This window comes from Streptomyces sp. Tue6028, from assembly GCF_002300165.1.
Lineage (GTDB): Bacteria > Actinomycetota > Actinomycetes > Streptomycetales > Streptomycetaceae > Streptomyces > Streptomyces siamensis.
The window spans coordinates 100,922-122,889 of record NZ_MLCE01000014.1; the positions used below are offsets into that span (position 1 = coordinate 100,922).

The following is a 21,968-nucleotide window of genomic DNA, read 5'->3' on the forward strand; positions in this document are numbered from 1 at the left end:
GCGGGACAAAAACGTCGAGGGAGCCCGCGCGACACGTGCGCGGACTCCCTCGACGGAAGTGAAGAAACCGGTGTACCCGGGTCAGCTCTGCTTCTGCGGCCTGTCGGACTTGTCGAGAACCATCACGAGGCCGGCGATGACCAGGAACAGCACGATCGGCGCAGCTACGTACAGACCCAGAGTGTCGATCACGCTCAGGCCGGTGCCGGGGTCGTCGCCGTCGTCGCGGGTCAGCGCGAGCGCGGGGGACGACATGAGCAGCATCATCAGCGTCGTACCGGCAGCCAGGGCGCCGGCGCGCAGGGCGTTCTTCTTGTCCACGGTGCAAACGTAGCGAACACCTGAATGAGCCGCGCGCCCGGGGGTGCCGTACGGAGGCCCCGGGACCGGAGGGCACCCCTCCGCGGGGCCCGGGACGCGCGTCCTGCTCGCCCTCAGGCCGGTGTCCCGGCCGTCTTTCCGTCGGCCTCCGGAACCGGCCCCGCTCCTCGGCCACCCCCCGCACCAGCGCCGTCCCGCGCACCCGTGCCGTCCCCCGCACCAGCGCCGTCCCGCGGGCCCGAACCGTCCGCCGCACCCGTGCCGTCCCGCACGACCCGGTCCCCCGCCGCGCGCCCCCGCACCACGTCGATCAGGGCGTGCAGCCGGGGCGAGGCGGCGAGGTCCTCCAGGGTCACCGGCCGGCCCTCTGCGTCGGCGACGGGCAGGCGCCAGTTGGGGTACTGGTCCCAGGTGCCGGGCAGGTTCTGCGGACGGCGGTCGCCGACGGCGTCCGGGAGCCAGACGCCGACCAGCCGGGCCGGGGTGCGCAGCAGGAACCGGTGCACGGCCTGGATCTCGGCCTCCTCCGACACTGCCGCGCACCCGCCGCTCGCGCCGCGCAGCAGCCCGAGCCGGGCGAGCAGCGCCAGCCACTCCCCGGTGTCCGCGGCGGCCGCGGCCCGTTCCTGCTCCAGGGAGCCGGTCAACAGGCCGAGCCGGTCGCGGAGTTCGACGTGGTCGCCGGTGAGCCGGGAGGCGGTGGACGGCAGGTCGTGCGTGGTCGCGGTGGCCAGGCAGTCGGCGCGCCAGCGTTCGGGGGGAAGCGGGAGTCCGTCGCCGTCCCAGTCCCGTTCGAACCACAGCACCGAGGTGCCGAGCACCCCGCGCGACTGGAGCGTCTCGCGCACACCGGGCTCCACGGTGCCGAGGTCCTCACCGATCACCAGCGCCCCGGCCCGGGAGGCCTCCAGGGTGAGGATCGCGAGCATGGCCTCGGCGTCGTAACGGATGTACGTGCCCTCGGTGGGCGGGTGTCCCTGCGGGATCCACCAGAGCCGGAACAGGCCCATGACGTGGTCGATGCGCAGGGCGCCGGCGTGCCGGAACAAGGCACGCAGGAGGCGGCGGTAGGGGGCGTAGCCGGACGCGGCGAGCCGGTCGGGGCGCCAGGGTGGCAGACCCCAGTCCTGGCCGCGGGAGTTGAAGGCGTCCGGGGGCGCGCCGACCGACATGCCCGCGGCGAAGTACTCCTGCTGGGCCCAGGCGTCGGCGCCGTCGGGGTGGACGCCGACGGCGAGGTCGTGCACGAGGCCGACCGCCATGCCCGCGTCGCGCGCGGCCCGCTGAGCGGCGGCCAGTTGGGCGTCGGTGAGCCAGGCGAGGCGGCTGTGGAAGTCGACGCGGTCCATCAACTCGCCCCGGGCGCGGGCGGTTTCGGACGAGCGGGGGTCGCGCAGGCCGGGTGGCCAGCGCCGCCAGTCGGAGCCGTACAGCTCGGCGAGCGCGCACCAGGTGGCGTGGTCCTCCAGGGCCTCGCCCTCCTCGGCGAGGAAGTCGGCGTACGCGGCCTGCCGGCCGGGACCGAGCGGCACCGCGCGCACGGCTTCGAGCGCCTCGCGCTTGAGCTCCCAGACGGCGTCGCGGTCGATCAGGGCGCCTTTGGTCAGTACGGAGTCGCGGAGCCGTTCGGCGCGTTCCAGCAGCGATCGGTCGCAGCCGTCGGCGTACGCGTACTCGGGGACGTCCTCGACGCGCAGGTGCACGGGGTCGGGGAAGCGGCGGGAGGAGGGCCGGTAGGGGGACGGGTCGGTGGGTGTGCCGGGCACGGCCGCGTGCAGGGGGTTGACCTGGACGAATCCGGCGCCGAGTGCCCGTCCCGCCCAGGCGGTCAGCTCCCCGAGGTCGCCGAGGTCGCCCATGCCCCAGGAGCGGCGCGACAGCAGGGAGTAGAGCTGGACGAGCAGCCCGTACGCGCGTCCGGGCGGCGCGGGCAGCCGGGCGGGCGCGACGACGAGGTGGACGTCGGCGGTGCGGCCGTCGGGCGCGGCGGCGTGCAGGGCGTGCACGCCGGGCGGGAGTTGTTCGGGCCGGGCGCGGGTCTCGCCCTGCTCGGTCACGATGCGGAGCCGGGTTCCGTCCGGCAGGGCGGCCAGCGCGGCGGGGGCGCTCTCGCCCCAGGACACCACCGTCGGCGGCAGCAGCCGTCCCCTCAGCGCGTCCTCCCGCGCCGCGAGGGCGGCGCGCACGGCGTCCGGGGTACCCGCGTCGACGCCGAGCGCCGCCAGGGCCGCGACGAGCGCGGTGTCGGACGCGGCGACCGTACGGCCCGGGGACGGCTCGTAGGACGTGGCGACGCCGTGCAGGTCGGCGAGCCGCGACAGGGGTGTCGGTGACGGCGCCTGCGGTAAATCGGCGGGCCGGCGAGGTGGCATCTAGACCTCCGACACGGCGCCGGGGTAGGGGGGCGCCCCCTGGTCGGGCAGGGCCGAGAGCTGGGGGGAGGGTTCGCTCGTCAGGGGCACGGCGTCGGTGAGCGGCGGCTCGCTGGTGAGCGGTTCGGCGTCGGGCAGCGGGGGTTCGCTGGTCAGCGGCGCCTCCGCGCAGGCGCCTTCGGCGCTGAGCAGGCACAGGTAGGCGCCTTCGGGCTCGGCGGACAGCTCCGCCTCGCGTTTGGAGAGGGCCGAGAGCAGAAGGTGTGCCGATGCGGCCACGGTGGCCTCCTTGTCGAGTACGTCGAGTACGGCGGCCCAGGGCGGTTCCCGCGGAGTCGTGCCGCGCGCTCCGGCCCTGGCGGTCAACGCAGCCCTACCCAGCGGACGCGATGGCAGACGTACAAGGGCGGACAACGTGCTCCTGGTCACATTCCGTCTCCGTGGCGCGACTCCAGATCCGGGCAATCCTCGCACTTCAACCACACTCATTGACACCCTCACCACACGAATGGTGGGCTCGACGCCTCAGCGACAGGGCTGTCGGGGAACCGGGCACAGGCTGCCGGGGAGCCGGGCCACGAGGAGGGGGAGCGTGCAGCTCCGGCGTGGGAAAGGGGCGGCCGCGCTCGCGTTCGCCGTCGTCGCGGGCGCACTGGGATCGGCGCCCGCCGCCGTCGCCGCGCCTGTGTCACCGCTGCCCTCCGCGGACGAACCCGAGCCCACCGGGGGCGGTCTGCCCGCGGTCTGGCCGCGCCCCCAGTCGCTGCGCGCGGGCAGCGCCGCGGTCACGGTCACCGACGAGGTCGTCCTGGTCACCGAAGCACCGGGCGCATCCGGGCCCACGGCCGGGTCGGGTCCGTACGCGCCTGGCGCGACGACCGATCCGTACGCCCTCGACGCATTGCGCGCGCTGTTGCGCCAGGCCGGCGCGCGGAAGATCACCACGGTGCGCGACGGGGACGCGCTCCCGGCGGGTGCGCTGGTGGTACGCCTCGGCGAGGACCCGGCAGCCGCGCCCCGGTCCGGCGTACGGGGCGCGACGGGCACCGGCGGCGCGACGGGCACGCCCACCGCGCGCGGCGGCATGAGCACGAAGGTCACCGGCTCCTCGCACTCCCCGTCGGCCCCGACCACCCGCCACTCCTTCGGTGGGCACGCCGGAAGCAGGGCCTCCGAAGGAGCGCACGGTCTTGGCGCGCGTGCCGGTGTGAGCTCCCTGGAGCGGGTCCTCACGGCTCTCGGCGCCGCCCCCCGTGCCGACCTGCCCGCCGGGGGCTACCGGCTGGCCGTCGGCCGCACGGACGGCCGGGACACGGTGGTCCTGGCCGGAGTGGGCGAGGACGGTCTCTTCCACGCGGTGCAGACGCTGCGTCAGCTCGTCGGCTCCGACGGGCGGATCAAGGGCGTCGTCGTCCGCGACTGGCCCGGCACACCCGTACGCGGCACCACCGAGGGCTTCTACGGCACCCCGTGGACCCGTGAACAGCGCCTCTCCCAGCTGGACTTCATGGGCCGCACCAAGCAGAACCGCTATGTGTACGCCCCTGGCGACGACCTCTACCGGCAGGCCCGCTGGCGGGAGCCGTACCCGGCCGCGCAACGCTCGGACTTCCGGGAGCTGACCGACCGGGCGCTCCGCAACCACGTCACCCTGACGTGGGCGGTGGCCCCCGGCCAGGCGATGTGCTTCTCGTCGGACGCCGACGTGAAGGCCCTGACACGCAAGCTCGACGCCATGTGGGCGCTCGGGTTCCGGTCCTTCCAGCTCCAGTTCCAGGACGTCAGTTACAGCGAGTGGCACTGCGGCGCGGACGCCCAGGCCTTCGGATCCGGCCCGGAGGCGGCCGCGAAGGCGCAAGCCCGGGTGGCGAACACGGTCGCCCGGTATCTCGCCGAGCGCCGTCCGGACACCACCGCCCTGTCCCTGATGCCGACGGAGTACTACGAGGACGGCTCGACCGACTACCGCCGGGACCTGGCGAGCGCCCTGGACGAGGGGATCGAGATCGCCTGGACCGGCGTCGGCGTCGTGCCGAGGACGATCACCGGGGCCGAACTGGCGCGCGCCCGGGACGCGTTCGGCGGCCACCGGCTCGTCACCATGGACAACTACCCGGTCAACGACTACGCGCAGGACCGGATCTTCCTGGGGCCGTACCAGGGACGCGAGCCCGCGGTCGCGACCGGCTCGGCGGCGCTGCTGGCGAACGCGATGCCGCAGGCCGTGGCCTCGCGCATCCCGCTGTTCACCGCCGCCGACTACGCGTGGAACCCCCGGGACTACCGCCCCCAGGAGTCCTGGAGGGCGGCGGTGGACGACCTGGCGGACGGGGACCCGGGCCGCGGGGAGGCGCTGCACGCCCTCGCCGGCAACGACGCGTCCTCCGTCCTCGGCGGCGAGGAGTCGGCGTATCTGCGCCCGCTGATCGAGGCGTTCTGGCAGGCGCGGACGAGCACGGACCGGACGGCGAACGAGACGGCCGCACGTCGGCTGCGTGCCGCGTTCACCGTGATGCGCGAGACCCCCGAGCGGCTGTCCGACAGCACCCTCGATGTCGAAGTGGCGCCCTGGGCGGAGCAGTTGGCGCGCTACGGGGAGGCCGGCGATACCGCGGTCGACATGCTGCGCGCCCAGGCGGACGGCGACGCGACGGCGGCCTGGACGGCGTACCGCACCCTGGGCCGGCTGCGTGCCGGGATCGCCGCGAGCGAGGTGACGGTCGGCAAGGGAGTGCTGGACGCGTTCCTGAAGAAGGCGGTGTCGGCGTACGGGTCGTGGGCGGGCCTCGGCCACGAACCGGCCGCGGAGCACGGCGCGGCCACGGACGGCCGCACCGTCCGCTTCCCGAGCGCCCGCACCCTCACCGCCGTGAGCGTCCTCACCGAGCCCGGCACGGCCGGCTCCGTCGAGGCGCACGTGCCGGGCGAGGGCTGGCGACGGCTCGGCCCCCTCGCGGCCGGAGGTGCGACGGAGGTCCCGGCCGGGGAGGACACGGGCGGGAAGGACACGGGCGGGGAGGACACGGGCGAGAAGGCCGGGGACGGCGGGGCGACGGCGGCGGGGCTGCGCGCCGACGCCGTCCGTGTGACCGGCCCCCGGCCCTCCCAGGTGCGCCATCTCGTGCCGTGGTTCGCCGACTCCCCGGCCGCCGCGCTGGAACTGGCGCGTTCCGAGACCGATGTGGAGATCGGCGGCACGGGCCGGGTGACGGCCCGGCTGACGTCGCTGCGCCCGGCCGACGTGCACGGCGAACTGACCGCGAAGGCGCCGAAGGGCATCCGGGCCGAGGTCCCGCGGGCACCCGCCGCCCTCCCGCGCGGAACGGCAGTGGACGTCCCCGTCGAGGTCTCCGTGCCGCCGGGGACACCGGCCGGCTCCTACACCGTCACCGTCGCCTTCGGCGCGCAGACCCGCACCCTGACGGTGCGTGCCTTCCCCCGCACGGCGGGCCCCGACCTGGCCCGGACCGGCACGGCGTCCTCCTCCGGCGACGAGACGCCCGATTTCCCCGCCGCGGCGGCGAACGACGGCGACCCGGCGACGCGTTGGTCGTCGCCCGTGGAGGACGGCGCCTGGTGGCAGGTACAACTCGCCGAACCGGCGCACCTCGGCCAGGTCGCGCTGCACTGGCAGGACGCCCACCCGTCGGAGTACCGGGTCCAGGTCTCCGCCGACGGGCGCACCTGGCGCACGGCGGCGACGGTGCGGGACGGCAGGGGCGGGCGCGAGTCGGTCCGCTTCGACGAACGCGATGTCCGGTACGTGCGCGTCCAGGGGCTCAAGAGGGCGACGCGGTACGGCTACTCGCTGTGGTCGGTGGAGGCCTTCGAGGTCGCGGAGAAGACCGCCGGGGAATGAACCGATGGCCCCGAGGCGGGCGATAGACGGGGTGTGAGACTGTTCCGCCCCATGGGGGGCCACCGGGAGGACGACACGGACACAGCGCTGCTGCGGGCCGTGTCGGACGGGGACTCGGCGGCGATGGCCGCGCTGTACGACCGGCATGCCGGGTGGCTGCACACGCGGCTGACCCGACGGTGCGCCGATCCCGAGGTGGTGCGCGAGGTGTTGCAGGACACCTTCGTGGCCGTGTGGCGGTCGGCCGGCACGCACCGCGGCGCGGAGGTGGGCGGCTGGCTGTGGACCATCGCGGCGCGCCGTCTGGTGGACGCGCGACGGATGCAGGAGCGGGCGGAGCGTGTGGAGTACACGGCGCCGGCGCCGGCCCCCTCCGCCGAGGAGCGCGTGCTGGCGGGCCTGGAGTACGGGGACGTGGGCACGGCCCTGGACCGGATCTCCCCGGAACTGCGCGAGGTGCTGCGGGCCACCGTCGTCGACGGGCTGACCACGCGGGAGACCGCCCGTCTCCTCGGTATCCCGGAAGGAACGGTGAAGACCCGTGCCATGCGCGCCCGCACCGAACTCCGCGCCGCCCTCGCCCAGCTGAACCCACCCCTGAGTTCCCGCCTGAATCCGTCCCTGGCCCCGTCCCCGCTGGGAGGCCCGGCATGACCGGCTGGCACGCCCCCGACGACCTCGTCACCCGCTACGCGGACGGCTCCCTTGCGGAGGCGGACGCCTGGTCCCTGGAGACACACCTGGAGAACTGCGGGCCGTGCGCCGTGCGGGTCTCGCACGCGGCCCGCGCGGGAGCGGCCGGGGTGATGCTGGCGGAGGTGCGGGACGCGGTTCTGAACGCGGTACGCGAACCGGCACCGACCACCGCGCGCACCGCGGCCCCCGCGACCACCCAGGTCCCGGCCTCCGCCTCCGCGCCGGCAGTATCGAGGGGCGCACGGGCCGTCGGGGGGCGGCTCGCGCGGATCGCCTGGGCGGCCGGGCCCGCCTTGCGTGGACCCTGGTCCGTGGCCGTGGTGTTGGTGGCCGTGGGGGCGGTCGCACTCGCGTACGGGGGCGGGTCGGCGAGCGCGCGGCCGTTCCTGCTGGCTGTCGCACCGCTCGTGCCCGTGGCGGGGGTCGCCCTCTCCTACGGGCGGCATGCGGATCCGCTGCACGAGATCGTCGCGGCCTCTCCCTCCGGCGGGCTGCGCCTCCTGCTGATGCGCACGTCCGCCGTGCTGGCGGTGAGTCTGCCGTTGCTGACGGCGGCGGGGCTGTTGCTCCCGCCCCCCGGCTCCCGCCTGCCCGCCGCTCCGGCGTCGGCCACCTGGCTGCTGCCCGGGCTGGCCCTGACGCTGGCCACCCTCGTGCTGTCCGGGTACGTGGGTTGCCGCACCGCGACGGCGGTGGTCGGCGGAGGCTGGCTGCTCGCGCTCGCGGCCCCCGTCCTCTCGGCCACCGGCTCCGGCCTGACGGCCCGGCTCACGCAGCAGCTCTCCCTCTACTTCACCGGCGCCTCGCCCCAGGGGGGCTGGGCGGCAGCGGCCGCGCTCTGCGCCCTCCTCCTTGCCGCGCGCCGCAGCGCATACGACCGTCTGGAGACGATGTGAACATCCCCCGCGCGACCGGCATGCCGGCCATGAGCGGCGATGACCTTCCCGGGACAGCCACGGCCATGGACGGCGGCGGTCTGCGGACCACCGCCATACGGGTGTCCGGGCTGACCGTCCGGCACCGCAGGACCACCGCCCTGGACGCCGTCGACCTGGACTTCGGCCCCGGCGTCCACGGTCTGCTCGGCCCCAACGGCGCCGGCAAGACCTCACTCATCCGTGTCCTCGCCACGGTCGCGAAGCCCACCGCGGGCCAGGTGGAGATGCTCGGCAGCGACCTCCACGGCCACCGGGAGCGCAGCGCGGTCCGCCGGGAACTCGGCTACCTACCACAGGACTTCGGGTACTACCCGGGCTTCACAGTGCGGGAGTTCGTCGCCTACGTGGGGTGGCTGAAGGAGCTGTCGGCCGCGAGCGCCCCGGCCGCGGTCGAACGGGCCGTGGCCCGGGTCGGCCTCGCCGACCGTATCGACGCGAAGGTCAAGACCCTGTCCGGCGGCATGATCCGCCGCGTCGGCATCGCCCAGGCCATCGTGAACGACCCCCGCGTCCTGCTCCTCGACGAGCCCACCGCGGGCCTCGACCCGGAACAGCGCGTTGAGTTCCGTGCGCTGCTGCGGGAGTTGGGCAGCACCTCGACCGTGCTCGTCTCCACCCACCTGGTGGAGGACGTTGCCGCGGCCTGCACGGACGTGACCCTCATCGAGGCCGGTCAGGTCGCCTACCGCGGCACGCCCCGCTCGCTCGCGGCCCTCGGCGCGAACGGTCACGAGTCCGACGGCAACGCCACCGAGCGCGGTTACACGGCGGCCTTGCGCGCCCACCGCGCGGCGAGGGCTGCGGGGGCCGGCCGATGAACGTACGCATCCAGCCCGACGGCGACGGCCCGGGAGGCACGCACGCCCCGGCCGGCGGAGGCCGACGCACGAGTCGGCGGACCGGGCCCGACGACACACCTCCGTCGGACCGGCAGCTCCAGGGCGGCCATCCGACGGCCGCGCGAATCCATCAGCCCGGCGCAGGCCGTCAGCAGACCACGCGCCGCCCGGATCCGCCTGCCCCCGGACCTCGCCCCCGGTCCGCTCCCCACCCCCTCCGTGTCGAGTCCCTGCGTGGCTTCGCCCCCTGGGCAGGCGCGGGGCTGCTCCTCGCCCTCGCCTGGGTTCTCGCCGCCTCGTCGGCCCAGTGGCAGGGGAGCTGGGGCACGACCACCATGAAGCTGAGCACCGCGGCCGGCATCATCGGCGCTCCGTTCGCGCTCGCCGCGGGCGCCTGGCAGGGCGGCCGGGAGTGCAGACTGCGGATGACGGAGCTGCGCGCCTCGACCGTCCGTACGCCACTCGTCCAGCTCCTGACGGCCGCGCTGCCCCTCGCCTGCTGGCTGGCTGCGGCCTACCTGACGGCGACCGCAGGAGCGCTGCTCGCCTGCGCTCCGTACGCCTCGGCGGGCGGCCCGATGCCGCTCGTCCACGCCGGGACGGCCCTGTCGCTCGCCGCCTGCGCGGTCCTCGGTCACACGGCAGGGCGGGTGGCCCCCTTCCGGCTGACCGCTCCCGTGCTGGCGGTCTGCGGCTACGTCGTCGCCGGCATCACCACCAACCACCGGTCCGACCTCCGCTACCTCACGTTCGCCCCGGTCGGCTTCCTCGGTGACGCAAAGCTCGCTGTCTGGTGGTATCCGGCTTTGTCAGCCGCGTGGGTGGTCGGGCTCGCCGCCGCCGCGGTGCTGGCCCAGGCCGCGTACCGCCGTGCCGGCGCGCTGCTGCCGCTCGCGGTCGCTCTCGTCGCCGCCGTTCTCCTCGTCCGGACGGGCGACGGCCTGCTGCGCGACAACCCGCTCATCCACCGGCAGGTGTGCGACGACTCGACGACCCCGCGCGTCTGTGTCAACGCCACCCATCCAGGTCTGCTGCCGGAGGTGACCCACGCGCTGTCCGATCTCACCGGCCGGCTGAAGGGGGTGCAGAACTTGCCGGTCCGCTTCGAGGACGCCGGTCGATCTCCACGCCAGGACGAGGCACAGCTGCCGATACTCACCCCGTTCGGCTGGAATGCCGTCCGCGGCAAGGTGACCGATCCGGAGCGGTACGCGTGGGAGGCCGTCCAGGCGCTGGTCCGCCAGGACTGCGGGGAGCTGCCGTCCGAGCGGATCCAGGTCACCGACGAGGCCGTACTGCGCTGGCTGGCCCCGGATTCCGTGTCCGAGGGAATCCGCGAGGAATACGTGGCGCAGGCCCGGCAGCACGGTGACACGGAGGAACTCGCAAGGTTCCGCGCCCAGGACGAGGCGTACGCGCACCTCACCGCCATGACCGACGGCGAACGCCGCACCTGGCTCAGTGGCTACTTCGCGACGGCCACGCAGTGCGACCCGAAGCCGAGCGAGGTCCCGTCCCTGTGAATGTCATACGGAGAGTCACCGTGAACGCGGCACCCGGACGCGGGCTCACCCCCTTCGCCCTCTATGCACGCTCCCGGGGCATCCCCGCGACCGTGGCGGCCCTGGTCTGTGCCGCACTCCTCACCCTGTGGGTGGCGGGCCGTCCGGACGCGTACCTCGACCCGTATCGCAGAATGCCGTTGATCTCACTCGCCCCGCTGCTGACCTCGTCGGCGATCGGCGTGAGCCTCCACACGTACACGCGCGACCTGGACGACACCGCCGTACGCCCGTGGTGGCCGCGGCGCCTGGCCCATTTGCTGGTCCTGGCCGCGCTCGCGGCGGCGCTGTCGGCCCTCGCCGTGCCGGGGCTCTCCCAGGAGTTCGGCGCGGCGGCGATGGTCCGCAACACGCTGGGGGCCGTCGGCATCACGGCCGCCGCGGCAGTGCTGCTGGGCGCCCGGCTGAGCTGGATGCCCACGACGCTCTACTTCAGCGCCGTGTACCTCTCGGGCGCCTCGTCCCGTGTGAGCAATGCGACAGTTCTGGCCTGGTCCCTGCAACCGGGTCCACAGCGCGGCGCCTGGGCCGTCGGCCTCGGACTCTTCGTGCTCGGCACGGCACTCTGCGCAGCGCGCGGTGTCCGTCCCGAAGGACCCCGCGCCTGACGCGGGGTCTCACGGGCCGGAAGCGGGACCGGGTATGCAAAAGCCCGGATCGTCAGGCGGAAATGCCGTCGATCCGGGCCATCGCGTCGTCCGCGCCGTACGGCTGCAGGTATGGCAGCCAGCGCGGGTCCCTATGCCCCGTTCCGATGATGCGCCACGCGAGCCCCGTCGGCGGGGCGGGTTTGTGGCGCAGGCGCCAGCCGATCTCGACCAGGTGGCGGTCGGCCTTGACGTGGTTGCAGCGGCGGCACGACGCCACCACGTTGTCCCAGACGTGCTGACCCCCGCGACTGCGCGGGATGACGTGGTCGACGCTGGTTGCGACGCCACCGCAGTACATGCACCGGCCGCCGTCGCGGGCGAACAGCGCTCGCCTGGTCAGCGGAACGGGCCCCCGGTAAGGGACCCGCACGAACCTCTTCAGCCGGACCACGCTGGGTGCGGGGACAGTAACGGTTGCGCTGTGCATGAAGGCGCCGGATTCCTCGAGACAGACAGCCTTGTTCTCGAGGACGAGGACGAGCGCGCGGCGGAGCGGTACGACGCCGAGGGGCTCGTACGACGCGTTGAGGACCAGGACATGCGGCACGGATGCCTCCTTGTACGCCGGCGGCGCGTGGCTCGCGCCGGGACGATCTGCAGTCAGTCTCCCCTCATGCCTGGTGGAAGCGCCACCATGTCCCGGTAACGGGCTGGGAGTGTTTTCGACCACACCCCCTTCATCCCCAGGTGAGCACGGTCTCTCCCTCGAACATTGCAACGATCCACACACGATGCCCCGTTAGTGTGGTGGGTCTGCCCGACGGTGCCCTTCTTGTGTCCCCTGCCGCGGGCGGACCGCTACGCCTGGAGGTACCTGCCGTGTCCCTGCCCGTCCTACTGGCCGTCGGTTCGACGCCGTCGCCGTCCCCCTCGACGTCGACGGACCCGACGACCGCCACGCTTCAGGACGCCCAGGAAAGTGCGACCAACGCCGCGAGCTGGGTCCAGCAGAACTGGTCCACCTGGCTCGCCATCGGACTGCGGGTCCTGCTGATCCTGGTGATCGCGGCCGTACTGAGAGTGGCCGTCCGGCGGGCGATCACCAAGCTCATCGACCGTATGAACCGCACGGCGCAGGCGGTCGACGGCACCTCGCTGGGCGGCCTGCTGGTGAACGTGGAGCGCCGCCGGCAGCGCTCGCAGGCCATCGGCTCGGTCCTGCGCTCGGTGGCGTCGTTCCTGATCATGGGCACCGCCGCGCTGATGATCCTCGGCACGTTCGAGATCAATCTGGCCCCGCTGCTCGCCTCCGCGGGTGTGGCCGGTGTGGCGATCGGTTTCGGCGCCCGCAACCTGGTCACCGACTTCCTCTCCGGCGTCTTCATGATCCTGGAGGACCAGTACGGCGTCGGCGACACGATCGACGCGGGCGTCGCCTCCGGCGAGGTCATCGAGGTGGGCCTGCGCGTCACCAAGCTGCGCGGCGACAACGGCGAGATCTGGTACGTCCGCAACGGCGAGGTCAAGCGCATCGGCAACCTCTCCCAGGGCTGGGCCACGGCCGGCGTCGACGTCACGGTGCGCGCCTCGGAGGACCTGGACGAGGTCCGGTCCGTGCTCACCGAGGTCGCCGAGTCCATGAGCAAGGCCGAGCCGTGGAACGAGCAGCTGTGGGGCCCCGTCGAGGTGCTCGGCCTGGACAGTGTGCTGCTCGACTCGATGGTCGTCCGCGTCTCGGCCAAGACCATGCCCGGCAAGGCGCTGTCCGTGGAGCGCGAGCTGCGCTGGCGCATCAAGCGGGCCTTCGACGCCGCGGACATCCGCATCGTCGGCGGCCCGACCGCGGTGCCCGAGGAGGAGGCGCCCGACCCGACGGAGAACGTCGCGGCACCCTCGGCCCTCGCCAACCCCGCGTCGCCGCAGACCGCCGCGGTCGCGCCGATCCCCGCGCCGGCCGTCGCGCAGGGCACCCCGCCCGGCCCGGCGAGGTAGCACGGCCCCGCAGGTAGGCACACCGCCCCCGCAGGTAACGAGTCTGTTGCCTCGGGGGCGGTTTCTATTGACGCCCCCTCGGCCCCCGGCCTACGTTCCTCCCACCGAACAGGAAACTTTCCTAACAGTGATCTTGGGGTGGACCTCGCGACCTCACGCGGACCCCCCGTGGACTCCCCCGTCCGGTCACTGGGAAGCTGGGCAGTCGAGAAAGGCAGGTGTCGACCCCGATGGCAGGATCCGCCGGTACGCCGGGCACCCCGCGCGTCCTGCGCGCCATGAACGACCGCGCCGCCCTCGACCTGCTCCTCGCGCACGGACCGCTGTCGCGGACCAGGATCGGGAAGCTCACCGGGCTGTCCAAGCCCACCGCGTCGCAGCTCCTCGCCCGTCTGGAGGCGGCGGGCCTCGTCCTCGCCACCGGCACCAGCGAGGGCCGCCCCGGCCCCAACGCCCAGCTGTACGTGGTCAATCCGGGCGCGGGCCACGCCGCGGGCCTGGACGTCACCCCCGAGCGCATCCTCGCCGCCGTCGCCGACATCACCGGCCGCACGGTCGGCGAGTACGAACTGCCCACCCCCGGCCGGCACCCCTCCCAGCCGGTCGTCCGCCAGGTCACCGACGCCCTCGACGGCGCGGTGAAGGCGGCCGGGCTCGCCCGCGACGACGTCCGCCGGCTCGTCATCGGCACCCCCGGCGCCTTCGACCCGAACACCGGCCGGCTGCGCTACGCCTCGCACCTGCCCGGCTGGCACTCCCCCAGCCTGCTCGACGAACTGGCGGCCGCGCTGCCGATGCCCGTCGAGTACGAGAACGACGTCAATCTCGTGGCCATCGCCGAACAGCGGCTGGGCGCGGCCCGCGGCCACGACGACTTCGTCCTGCTGTGGAACGAGGGCGGTCTCGGCGCCGCACTCGTCCTGGGTGGCCGGCTGCACCGCGGCTGGACCGGCGGCGCGGGCGAGGTCGGCTTCCTGCCGGTGCCGGGCGCGCCCCTGGTCCGCCAGGTGACCAAGGCCAACAGCGGCGGTTACCAGGAGCTGGCCGGTTCGCAGGCCATCCCCAAGCTGGCGCGCGAGCTCGGCATCAAGGACGTACCCGCCGGTCCGTACGCCGAGGTCGCCGCCGCCGTCGTCGAGCGGGCCGCCGCCCTCGACGAGGGGCCGTACCGGCGGCTGCTGGAGACGTACGCGACGGGGCTCGCCACGGGTCTCGCCTCGCTCGTCTCGGTGCTCGATCCCGAGCTCGTGGTCCTCAGCGGCACCTCGCTCACCGCGGGCGGCGAGCCACTGCGCACCCTGGTCCAGGCCGAGCTGGAGGAGCTGGCCGCGTCCCGGCCGCGCCTCGTCGTCGGCGACGTACACGAACACCCCGTGCTCCGGGGCGCGTTGGAAAGCGCCCTGGCGGCCACCCGCGACGAGGTCTTCGACACCTCCCGCTAGCCGGTTCCCGCACCCTCTCACCCCCTTCACCGCCCCGCCCTGCCTAGGGAGACCCCGTCATGCCCGGAATGTCCAGGAAAGCGGTCGTCGCGCTCGCCGCCTCCGCCTCCATAGCCCTCCTCACCACCGCCTGTACCGGCCAGTCCGGCTCCGGCGCCGACGACGACGCGTCCAAGGAACAGACGATCAACTTCTGGCACGCGTGGAGCGCGCCGGGCGAGGTCAAGGCCGTGAAGTCGCTGGTCGCGGGCTTCGAGAAGGCGCACCCCAACATCCACGTGAACATCGTCGGCAACATGACGGACGACAAGATCAACCAGGCGCTGCGGGCCGGCGGCGACAAGGCGCCCGACGTCGTCTCGTCCTTCACCACCAACAACGTCGGCAAGTTCTGCTCGTCGGGCGCCTTCGTCGACCTGAACCCCTTCTTCAAGAAGTCGGGCATCGACCCGGAGACGACGTTCCCGAAGGCGATGAACGAGTACACCCAGTTCGACGGCAACCGCTGCACGGTGCCGCTGCTCGGTGACGCGTACGGGCTCTACTACAACAAGACCGCCTTCGAGAAGGCCGGGATCGACGGTCCGCCGAAGACCTGGTCCGAGTTCGAGAAGGACGCCAAGAAGCTCACCGTCTCCAAGGGCGACTCCTACGAGCAGCTCGGCTTCATGCCGAACTACCACGGCTGGGAGTCCACCACCGAGCACTACTTCGGGCAGTTCTCGCCGACGTACTTCGACAGCAACGGCAAGTCGAACATCGCCAAGGACCCCGCTTTCACCGCCGGGTTCACCCTCCAGAAGAAGCTCGTCGACGAGCTCGGCGGCTTCCAGAAGCTGGAGCGGTACCGCTCCAAGCTCGGCGACGAGTGGGGCCCCAAGCACCCCTTCCACACCGGCCAGGTCGCCATGCAGCTGGACGGCGAGTGGCGCCTCGGCATGGCCGAGGACGCCAAGCCCGGCTTCGAGATCGGCGTGGCACCGCTGCCCGTGCCCGACGACCAGGCCGACCAGTACGGCAAGGGCTACATCACCGGCACCATCGCGGGCATCGCGTCCACCAGCAAGAAGCAGAACGCGGCCTGGGAACTGGTCGAATACATGACCACGAACACCGACGCGGTGGTCGGCTTCGCCAACGACATCCACAACGTCCCGTCCACGCTCGCCGCGCTCAAGTCCCCGAAGCTGAAGTACGACCCGCGCTTCAAGACCTTCCTGGACATCGCGTCCGACCCGAACTCGACGACGACGCCCGCCTCCATCAACGGCGGCACCTACCTCGTGACGCTCCAGCAGTTCGGGTACGACTACGAGAGCGGCAAGGCCAAGGATCTGAAGGCGGGTCTGGAGAGCACCGCCAAGCAGATCGACACGGACATCGCGCAGGCGAAGTAGGCCCGGGATGAGCACCGTCACGCTGGCTTCGAAGCGCCGTCGTTCGGCGCTTCGGACCCTCGCCTTCATGTCGCCCTGGCTGATCGGCTTCGCGGTCTTCTTCGCCTACCCGCTGATCTCGACCGTCTACTTCTCCTTCATGCACTACGACGGCTTCAAGCCGCCGACGTGGAGCGGCACGAAGAACTGGACGTACGTCTTCGAGAACTACCCGCTGTTCTGGCCCGCGTTGCGCAACACCCTGTGGCTGGTCGTCGTGATGGTCAGCCTGCGGGTCGTGTTCGGACTCGGGGTCGGTCTGCTGATCACGAAGATCAAGACGGGTACGGGGGTCTTCCGTACCCTCTTCTACCTGCCCTACCTGGCACCGCCCGTCGCCGCCACCATGGCCTTCGCCTTCCTCCTCAACCCCGGTACGGGACCGGTCAACTCGATCCTGGAGAAGGCGGGCATCCCTGCCCCCGGCTGGTTCAACGACCCGACGTGGTCGAAGCCCGCCCTGACCCTGCTGGCCCTGTGGGGCATCGGCGACCTGATGGTCATCTTCATGGCCGCGCTGCTCGACGTACCGACCGAGCAGTACGAGGCCGCCCAGCTGGACGGCGCCTCCGCGTGGCAGCGGTTCCGGTACGTCACGCTGCCGAACATCTCGCCGATCGTGATGTTCGCCGTGGTCACCGGGGTCATCCAGACCATGCAGTACTACACGCAGCCGCTGATCGCCGGGAAGGTCGCCTCGGGCGTCATCCAGGGCGCCGGCACGCAGTTCGAGCCCGGCTACCCCGACAAGTCGACGCTCACCCTGCCGCAGCTCGTCTACAACCTCGGCTTCCAGCGCTTCGACTACGGCTCCGCCTGTGTGGTCGCGCTCGTGCTGTTCGCCCTGTCCATGGTGTTCACCGCGTTCCTGATGCGGCGCCGGGGCGGCCTCATCCAGGCAGGTGACTGACCATGACCCAAGTACTCGACAAGCCGGTGGGACTGAAGGCACCCTCCTCGCCCGCCGAGCGCACCGCCCGCCGCCGGGCCCTTCTGGAGTGGGTCGCGGTCCACGCGCTGGGCATCGCCGCAGCCCTCTTCTTCGTCCTGCCCTTCGTGTTCGTGTTCCTGACCTCGCTGATGAGCGACACCCAGGCCCTCAGCCGCGACCTGATCCCGCACACCTGGGAGTGGGGCAACTACAAGAAGGTCTTCGACACGCCCGGCTTCCTGACCTGGTGGAAGAACACCCTGCTGTACGCCGGTGCCGGCACCGTCCTCACGGTCGTGTCGTCCATCCCCGTGGCGTACGCGCTCGCCAAGTTCCGCTTCCGCGGCCGGAACCTGTCGCTGATGCTGGTGATCTCGATGATGATGCTGCCGCCGCAGGTCGTCGTCATCCCGATGTACCTCTTCTGGGCGAAGCAGCTGGACCTGTCCGGCACCCTGTGGCCGCTGATCATCCCGATGGCCTTCGGCGACGCGTTCTCCATCTTCCTGCTGCGCCAGTTCCTGATGACCATCCCGAACGAGTACGTGGACGCGGCGAGGGTGGACGGCTGCGGGGAGCTGCGGACCCTGCTGCGCGTCGTCCTGCCGATGGCCAGGCCGGGCATCGCCGCCGTCGCGCTCTTCCAGTTCTTCTACGCCTGGAACGACTACTTCGGGCCCCAGATCTACGCGTCGGAGAACCCGGGCGCCTGGACCCTCAGTTACGGACTGGAGTCGTTCAAGGGCGCGCACCACACCGACTGGAACCTCACCATGGCCGCTACCGTGCTGGTCATGGCCCCTGTGATCCTCGTGTTCTTCTTCGCACAGAAGGCGTTCGTCGAGGGTGTCACGCTCACCGGAGTGAAGGGTTGAACCACACATGAAACTCACCGTGGTCGGCGGGGGATCGACCTACACCCCCGAACTCGTCGACGGGTTCGCGCGGCTCAGGGACACCCTGCCCGTCGAGGAACTGGTCCTCGTCGACCCCGCCGCCGAACGCCTGGAACTGGTGGGCGGCCTCGCCCGGCGGATCTTCGCGAAGCAGGGGCATCCCGGACGGATCGTCACCACGTCCGACCTGGACGCCGGAGTCGAGGGCGCCGACGCCGTCCTGCTGCAACTGCGCGTCGGCGGCCAGGCGGCCCGCGAACAGGACGAGACCTGGCCGCTGGAGTGCGGCTGCATCGGGCAGGAGACCACCGGCGCGGGCGGCCTGGCGAAGGCGTTGCGCACGGTCCCGGTGGTGCTCGACATCGCCGAGCGTGTCCGCCGCACCAACCCGGACGCCTGGATCATCGACTTCACCAACCCCGTGGGCATCGTCACCCGCGCCCTCCTCCAGGCCGGCCACCGGACCGTCGGACTGTGCAACGTGGCCATCGGCTTCCAGCGGAAGTTCGCCGCGCTGCTCGGCGTCGCCCCCGCCGACGTGCACCTCGACCACGTCGGCCTCAACCACCTCACCTGGGAGACCGGCGTACGCCTCGGCGGCCCCGAGGGCGAGAACGTGCTGCCCAAGCTGCTCGCCGAGCACGGCGACGCCGTCGCCGACGACCTGCGCCTGCCGCGCACCCTCGTCGACCGCCTCGGCGTCGTCCCCTCCTACTACCTGCGCTACTACTACGCGCACGACGAGGTCGTGCGCGATCTGCGGACCAAGCCGTCCCGGGCCGCCGAAGTCGCGGCGATGGAGAAGCAGTTGCTGGAGATGTACGGCGACCCGGCGCTCGACGAGAAGCCCGAGCTGCTCGCCAGGCGCGGCGGGGCCTACTACTCCGAGGCGGCCGTGGACCTCGCGGCCGCCCTGCTCGGCGGCGGGGGCAGCCCGTACCAGGTCGTGAACACGTACAACAAGGGCACGCTCCCCTTCCTGCCCGACGACGCCGTCATCGAGGTGCAGGCCGCCATCGGGTCCCACGGGCCCGCACCGCTGCCCGTGCCTGCCGTGGACCCGCTGTACGCGGGCCTGATGGCGAACGTGACCGCGTACGAGGACCTGGCGCTGGAGGCCGCCCTGCGCGGTGGCCGCGACCGCGTCTTCCGGGCTCTGCTCGCCCATCCCCTGATCGGCCAGTACGCGTACGCCGACACCCTCACCGACCAGCTGATCGCGCACAACCGGGAGCACCTCGCGTGGGCATGACGTCATCGGGTCCGGGCGCCGGGACGGCCGCCGGGACCGGCCCCGCGCACCCCGCGCCCGCCCCGGCCTCCCGGGACACGGCGCTGGTCCTGGCCATCGACGCGGGGAACAGCAAGACCGACGTCGCCGTGATCACCGCCGACGGCGAGGTCGCCGGCACCGCGCGCGGCGGCGGCTTCCGCCCGCCGGCCGTGGGGGTCGACACCGCCGTGGACACCGTCGGCGAGGCGGTACGGAGGGCCTTCGCCGAAGCCGGCGTGACCTCCGCCTCGCACGTGTCCGCGTGTCTCGCCAACGCGGACCTCCCCGTGGAGGAGGAGCAGCTGGCCGCCGCGCTGCACGCGCGCGCGTGGGGGCCGAGCGTGGAGGTGCGCAACGACACCTTCGCGATCCTGCGCGCCGGGATCGCCGAGCCGCGCGGTGTGGCCGTCGTGTGCGGGGCCGGCATCAACTGCGTCGGCATGCGGCCCGACGGCCGCACCGCCCGCTTCCCCGCGATAGGTCGTATCTCCGGTGACTGGGGCGGCGGTTGGGGCCTGGCGGAGGAGGCCCTGTGGTACGCGGCGCGCGCCGAGGACGGGCGCGGCGGCCCCACGGCCCTGGCCCGGACCCTGCCCGCGCACTTCGGGCTCACCTCCATGTACGCGCTCATCGAGGCCCTCCATCTGGGGGACGTCGACACGGCCCGGCGGCACGAGCTGACACCCGTGCTGTTCGCCACCGCGGGGGACGGCGACGCGGTGGCCCGCTCCCTCGTCGACCGGCTCGCGAACGAGGTGGTGGCGATGGCCACGGTCGCGCTGACCCGTCTCGACCTGCTCGCCGAGGAGACCCCGGTCCTGCTCGGCGGGTCCGTCCTCGCGGCACGCCACCCCCAGCTCGACGACCGCGTACGCGAACTCCTCGCCGCCCGCGCCCCCAAGGCGGTACCCCGCGTGGTCACCAGCAGCCCGGTGCTCGGCGCGGCACTCCTGGGCCTCGACCACGTCGACGCCCCGGACGCGGTGCACGCGCGCGTGCGGGCGCACTACGAGGAGGCCTGAGGCCGCCTCGGGCCGTCGGACGGTCCGCGCCGGGAATTCCCGCACAACCGAGGGAACGAACGGCGCGGACGGCGCCTCTGGTGGGTGTCGATCCCTACCGCAGGAGGCCTCATGTCCGACCGCACGGCACGACGAGCCGCCGCACCGCTCGCCACGGTGCTCACCGCGGACGCCCTGCTCCACCTCTTCTGGGCGACCGGCTCCACCTGGCCCGCCGCCGACGAGAAGAGCCTGTCGCACGCCGTCCTGGGCGTCGAGGCACCGTTCACGCCGCCCGTCCTCCTGCCGCTCGCCGCGCTGCTGCTGACGGCGAGCGGCATCGTCGTCGCCCAGTCCGTACGGCCCGGCCGCCTGCTGCGGCTGGGCACCTTCGCCGTGGCGGCCGGACTGTCGCTGCGCGCTCTCGCCGGCGTCTACTGGGTCTTCGCCCAGGACACCTCGACGGTGTTCCACCGGCTCAACCTCACGCTCTACACCCCGTTGTGCGCCCTGCTGTGCGTCGCCGCCCTGCACGTCGCCCGGCACCGGCGCCCCGCTGTCTCCGGGTTCGCCGCGCGCGGGGAAGATGCCGTACGTGTCCGATGACGAAACGGCCCGCCTGGTGCGTGCCGCGCAGCGCGGCGACACCCTCGCCATGGCCGGGCTGCTCGACGAACTCGCCCCCTACGTGGCCCGTATCTGCGGTCCCATCGCACTCGACCAGGGTCCGGACGCCGCGCAGGAGGCCCTCGTCGCGGTCTTCCGTTCGCTGCGCTCCCTGCGGGAGCCGGCCGCGCTGCGCGGCTGGGTCCGCGCCATCGCGGTGCGCGAGGCGGTCCGGCTCGCCGGGCGGGCCGGCCGCACGCTGCCGGCCGATCTGAGCACCCTCCCGGCCCGCGGAGACCCCCAACTCGGCGCCGACATCAGGGACGTGCTGGACCGCCTGTCCCCGGAGCACCGGGCCGTGCTCGTCCTGCGCGACGTGGAGGGCCTGGACGAGCGGGCCGCGGCCGACCTGCTCGGCATCCGCGTCGGCACGGTCAAGTCCCGGCTGCACCGGGCGCGCGACACCTTCCGGAAGGCGTGGAGCTCATGACGGAACCCGACAGGACCGAACCCGGGGCGCCCGGACACGTGGCGCGCCCCTTCGGGACGGCCGGTGGATGGCCGGTCGCCGACCTCGACCCGGTGCGGCGGCTGCGGGTCCTCGCCGTCGGTGTCCGGGGCGCACATGTCACCGAGGGCTTCGTGCCGGCCCCGTACGACCGCGTGTGGGCGCTGCTCGACGACCTGGAGGGCGACTTCGGGCGGATCGTCCCCGACATGCGACGGCTGCGCGTCGTGCGGCGAGACGGACCGCGCGTGGAGGCGCTGGCCCGCAGCAGGTACGGGATGCGGGCCGGGCTGCGCGGGGAGCAACGGCCCGGCTGGTGCTGGCTGCAGAGCCGTTTCCTGCTGATCGGTGTCGCGGCGTCGCCCGAGGGCACCGGGACCCGGGTGGCCTTCACCGGAGGCGTGCGCGTGCCGGGACGCGCGGCGCTGGTGCCGCTCGGCGTGCGACGCGAGGGGGAGCGCAGCCTGCGGCGGCTCACCGGTCTGCTCTGACACGAACGGGAACCGAACAGATCCGGATCGCGTATTCATGGGAAGGGGGGTGGTGCGGGGGTTTCGCGCTGCGCTGCCGCCCGAACGGCCCGCTGTCGTACGGAGGCCGCGGGGCAATCCGAACAAGATCCAGTCAAGGCCTGTGCGGATGTCAGCCACGGCGGGGATACTTGCGGCCGTGCACCTTCGTCCGCGCTCCGTACCACCGGCGCACG

At 73.0% G+C, this 21,968-nt stretch carries 20 protein-coding genes; 16 read left to right on the forward strand and 4 right to left on the reverse strand.

Going from position 1 to position 21,968, the window contains the following annotated elements; genetic code table 11:
• Positions 1-81: 81 nt before the first annotated feature.
• The 3 genes from BKI49_RS12875 to BKI49_RS12885 form a co-directional block, all read right to left on the reverse strand.
• Positions 82-321 (reverse strand): hypothetical protein, encoded by a 240-nt coding sequence (locus BKI49_RS12875; RefSeq protein WP_095934379.1) that lies wholly within the window; start codon positions 319-321, stop codon positions 82-84.
• Between the two features lie 113 nt (positions 322-434).
• On the reverse strand, positions 435-2,693 hold the full coding sequence (gene malQ / locus BKI49_RS12880) for a 4-alpha-glucanotransferase (protein ID WP_095934380.1): 2,259 nt from the start codon (positions 2,691-2,693) through the stop codon (positions 435-437).
• A complete protein-coding gene (locus tag BKI49_RS12885) occupies positions 2,694-2,972 on the reverse strand; it encodes a hypothetical protein (protein WP_095934469.1) in 279 nt (92 codons plus the stop codon).
• Between the two features lie 313 nt (positions 2,973-3,285).
• On the opposite strand from BKI49_RS12885, the gene BKI49_RS12890 reads away from it, so the two are divergent.
• The 6 genes from BKI49_RS12890 to BKI49_RS12915 all read left to right on the forward strand — a co-directional run bounded on the left by BKI49_RS12890 (position 3,286) and on the right by BKI49_RS12915 (position 11,195).
• On the forward strand, positions 3,286-6,552 hold the full coding sequence (locus BKI49_RS12890; RefSeq protein ID WP_257004753.1) for a glycoside hydrolase family 84 protein: 3,267 nt from the start codon (positions 3,286-3,288) through the stop codon (positions 6,550-6,552).
• A gap of 51 nt (positions 6,553-6,603) precedes the next feature.
• Positions 6,604-7,206 carry an RNA polymerase sigma factor gene (locus BKI49_RS12895; RefSeq protein WP_095934470.1) on the forward strand — a complete coding sequence of 201 codons (603 nt, stop codon included), beginning with the start codon at positions 6,604-6,606 and terminating at the stop codon, positions 7,204-7,206.
• The gene (locus tag BKI49_RS12900) at positions 7,203-8,144 is read left to right on the forward strand and encodes a zf-HC2 domain-containing protein (protein WP_095934382.1); all 942 of its coding nucleotides are present in this window, start codon (positions 7,203-7,205) and stop codon (positions 8,142-8,144) included. The genes BKI49_RS12895 and BKI49_RS12900 overlap by 4 nt, the downstream gene beginning before the upstream one ends.
• Before the next feature lie 65 nt (positions 8,145-8,209).
• Positions 8,210-9,004 carry an ABC transporter ATP-binding protein gene (locus tag BKI49_RS12905; RefSeq protein ID WP_257004772.1) on the forward strand — a complete coding sequence of 265 codons (795 nt, stop codon included), beginning with the start codon at positions 8,210-8,212 and terminating at the stop codon, positions 9,002-9,004.
• A 356-nt stretch (positions 9,005-9,360) separates the two neighbouring features.
• Complete coding sequence (locus BKI49_RS12910; protein WP_257004754.1) at positions 9,361-10,548, forward strand: hypothetical protein; 1,188 nt, start codon at positions 9,361-9,363, stop codon at positions 10,546-10,548.
• Positions 10,549-10,568: 20 nt separating this feature from the next.
• The gene (locus BKI49_RS12915) at positions 10,569-11,195 is read left to right on the forward strand and encodes a hypothetical protein (protein WP_095934383.1); all 627 of its coding nucleotides are present in this window, start codon (positions 10,569-10,571) and stop codon (positions 11,193-11,195) included.
• Positions 11,196-11,247: 52 nt separating this feature from the next.
• Here the strand turns inward: BKI49_RS12915 and BKI49_RS12920 are convergent, their stop codons facing one another.
• The gene (locus tag BKI49_RS12920) at positions 11,248-11,784 is read right to left on the reverse strand and encodes an HNH endonuclease (protein WP_028802683.1); all 537 of its coding nucleotides are present in this window, start codon (positions 11,782-11,784) and stop codon (positions 11,248-11,250) included.
• A 272-nt stretch (positions 11,785-12,056) separates the two neighbouring features.
• Between BKI49_RS12920 and BKI49_RS12925 the strand changes: the two genes are divergently transcribed.
• From BKI49_RS12925 to BKI49_RS12970, 10 genes are all read left to right on the forward strand, one after another.
• Positions 12,057-13,169: a mechanosensitive ion channel family protein gene (locus BKI49_RS12925; protein ID WP_095934384.1), complete on the forward strand. Its 1,113-nt coding sequence runs from the start codon at positions 12,057-12,059 to the stop codon at positions 13,167-13,169.
• Between the two features lie 230 nt (positions 13,170-13,399).
• Complete coding sequence (locus BKI49_RS12930; RefSeq protein ID WP_095934385.1) at positions 13,400-14,611, forward strand: ROK family transcriptional regulator; 1,212 nt, start codon at positions 13,400-13,402, stop codon at positions 14,609-14,611.
• A 59-nt stretch (positions 14,612-14,670) separates the two neighbouring features.
• Positions 14,671-16,008: an ABC transporter substrate-binding protein gene (locus BKI49_RS12935; RefSeq protein ID WP_095934386.1), complete on the forward strand. Its 1,338-nt coding sequence runs from the start codon at positions 14,671-14,673 to the stop codon at positions 16,006-16,008.
• Positions 16,009-16,015: 7 nt separating this feature from the next.
• The gene (locus BKI49_RS12940; RefSeq protein WP_095934387.1) at positions 16,016-16,957 is read left to right on the forward strand and encodes a carbohydrate ABC transporter permease; all 942 of its coding nucleotides are present in this window, start codon (positions 16,016-16,018) and stop codon (positions 16,955-16,957) included.
• Positions 16,958-16,959: 2 nt separating this feature from the next.
• On the forward strand, positions 16,960-17,853 hold the full coding sequence (locus tag BKI49_RS12945; protein WP_095934388.1) for a carbohydrate ABC transporter permease: 894 nt from the start codon (positions 16,960-16,962) through the stop codon (positions 17,851-17,853).
• Positions 17,854-17,860: 7 nt separating this feature from the next.
• Positions 17,861-19,126 (forward strand): 6-phospho-beta-glucosidase, encoded by a 1,266-nt coding sequence (locus BKI49_RS12950; RefSeq protein WP_095934389.1) that lies wholly within the window; start codon positions 17,861-17,863, stop codon positions 19,124-19,126.
• Positions 19,123-20,169, forward strand: coding sequence for an N-acetylglucosamine kinase (locus BKI49_RS12955; protein WP_095934473.1), 1,047 nt, complete (start codon positions 19,123-19,125; stop codon positions 20,167-20,169). Before BKI49_RS12950 ends, BKI49_RS12955 begins: the two co-directional genes overlap by 4 nt.
• A 111-nt stretch (positions 20,170-20,280) precedes the next feature.
• Entirely contained in the window at positions 20,281-20,754 is a 474-nt protein-coding gene (locus BKI49_RS12960; protein ID WP_095934390.1) for a DUF3995 domain-containing protein, read from the forward strand.
• Positions 20,735-21,244: an RNA polymerase sigma factor gene (locus BKI49_RS12965; protein WP_095934391.1), complete on the forward strand. Its 510-nt coding sequence runs from the start codon at positions 20,735-20,737 to the stop codon at positions 21,242-21,244. The genes BKI49_RS12960 and BKI49_RS12965 overlap by 20 nt, the downstream gene beginning before the upstream one ends.
• A complete protein-coding gene (locus BKI49_RS12970) occupies positions 21,241-21,753 on the forward strand; it encodes a hypothetical protein (RefSeq protein WP_257004755.1) in 513 nt (170 codons plus the stop codon). Before BKI49_RS12965 ends, BKI49_RS12970 begins: the two co-directional genes overlap by 4 nt.
• Positions 21,754-21,968 lie beyond the last annotated feature (215 nt).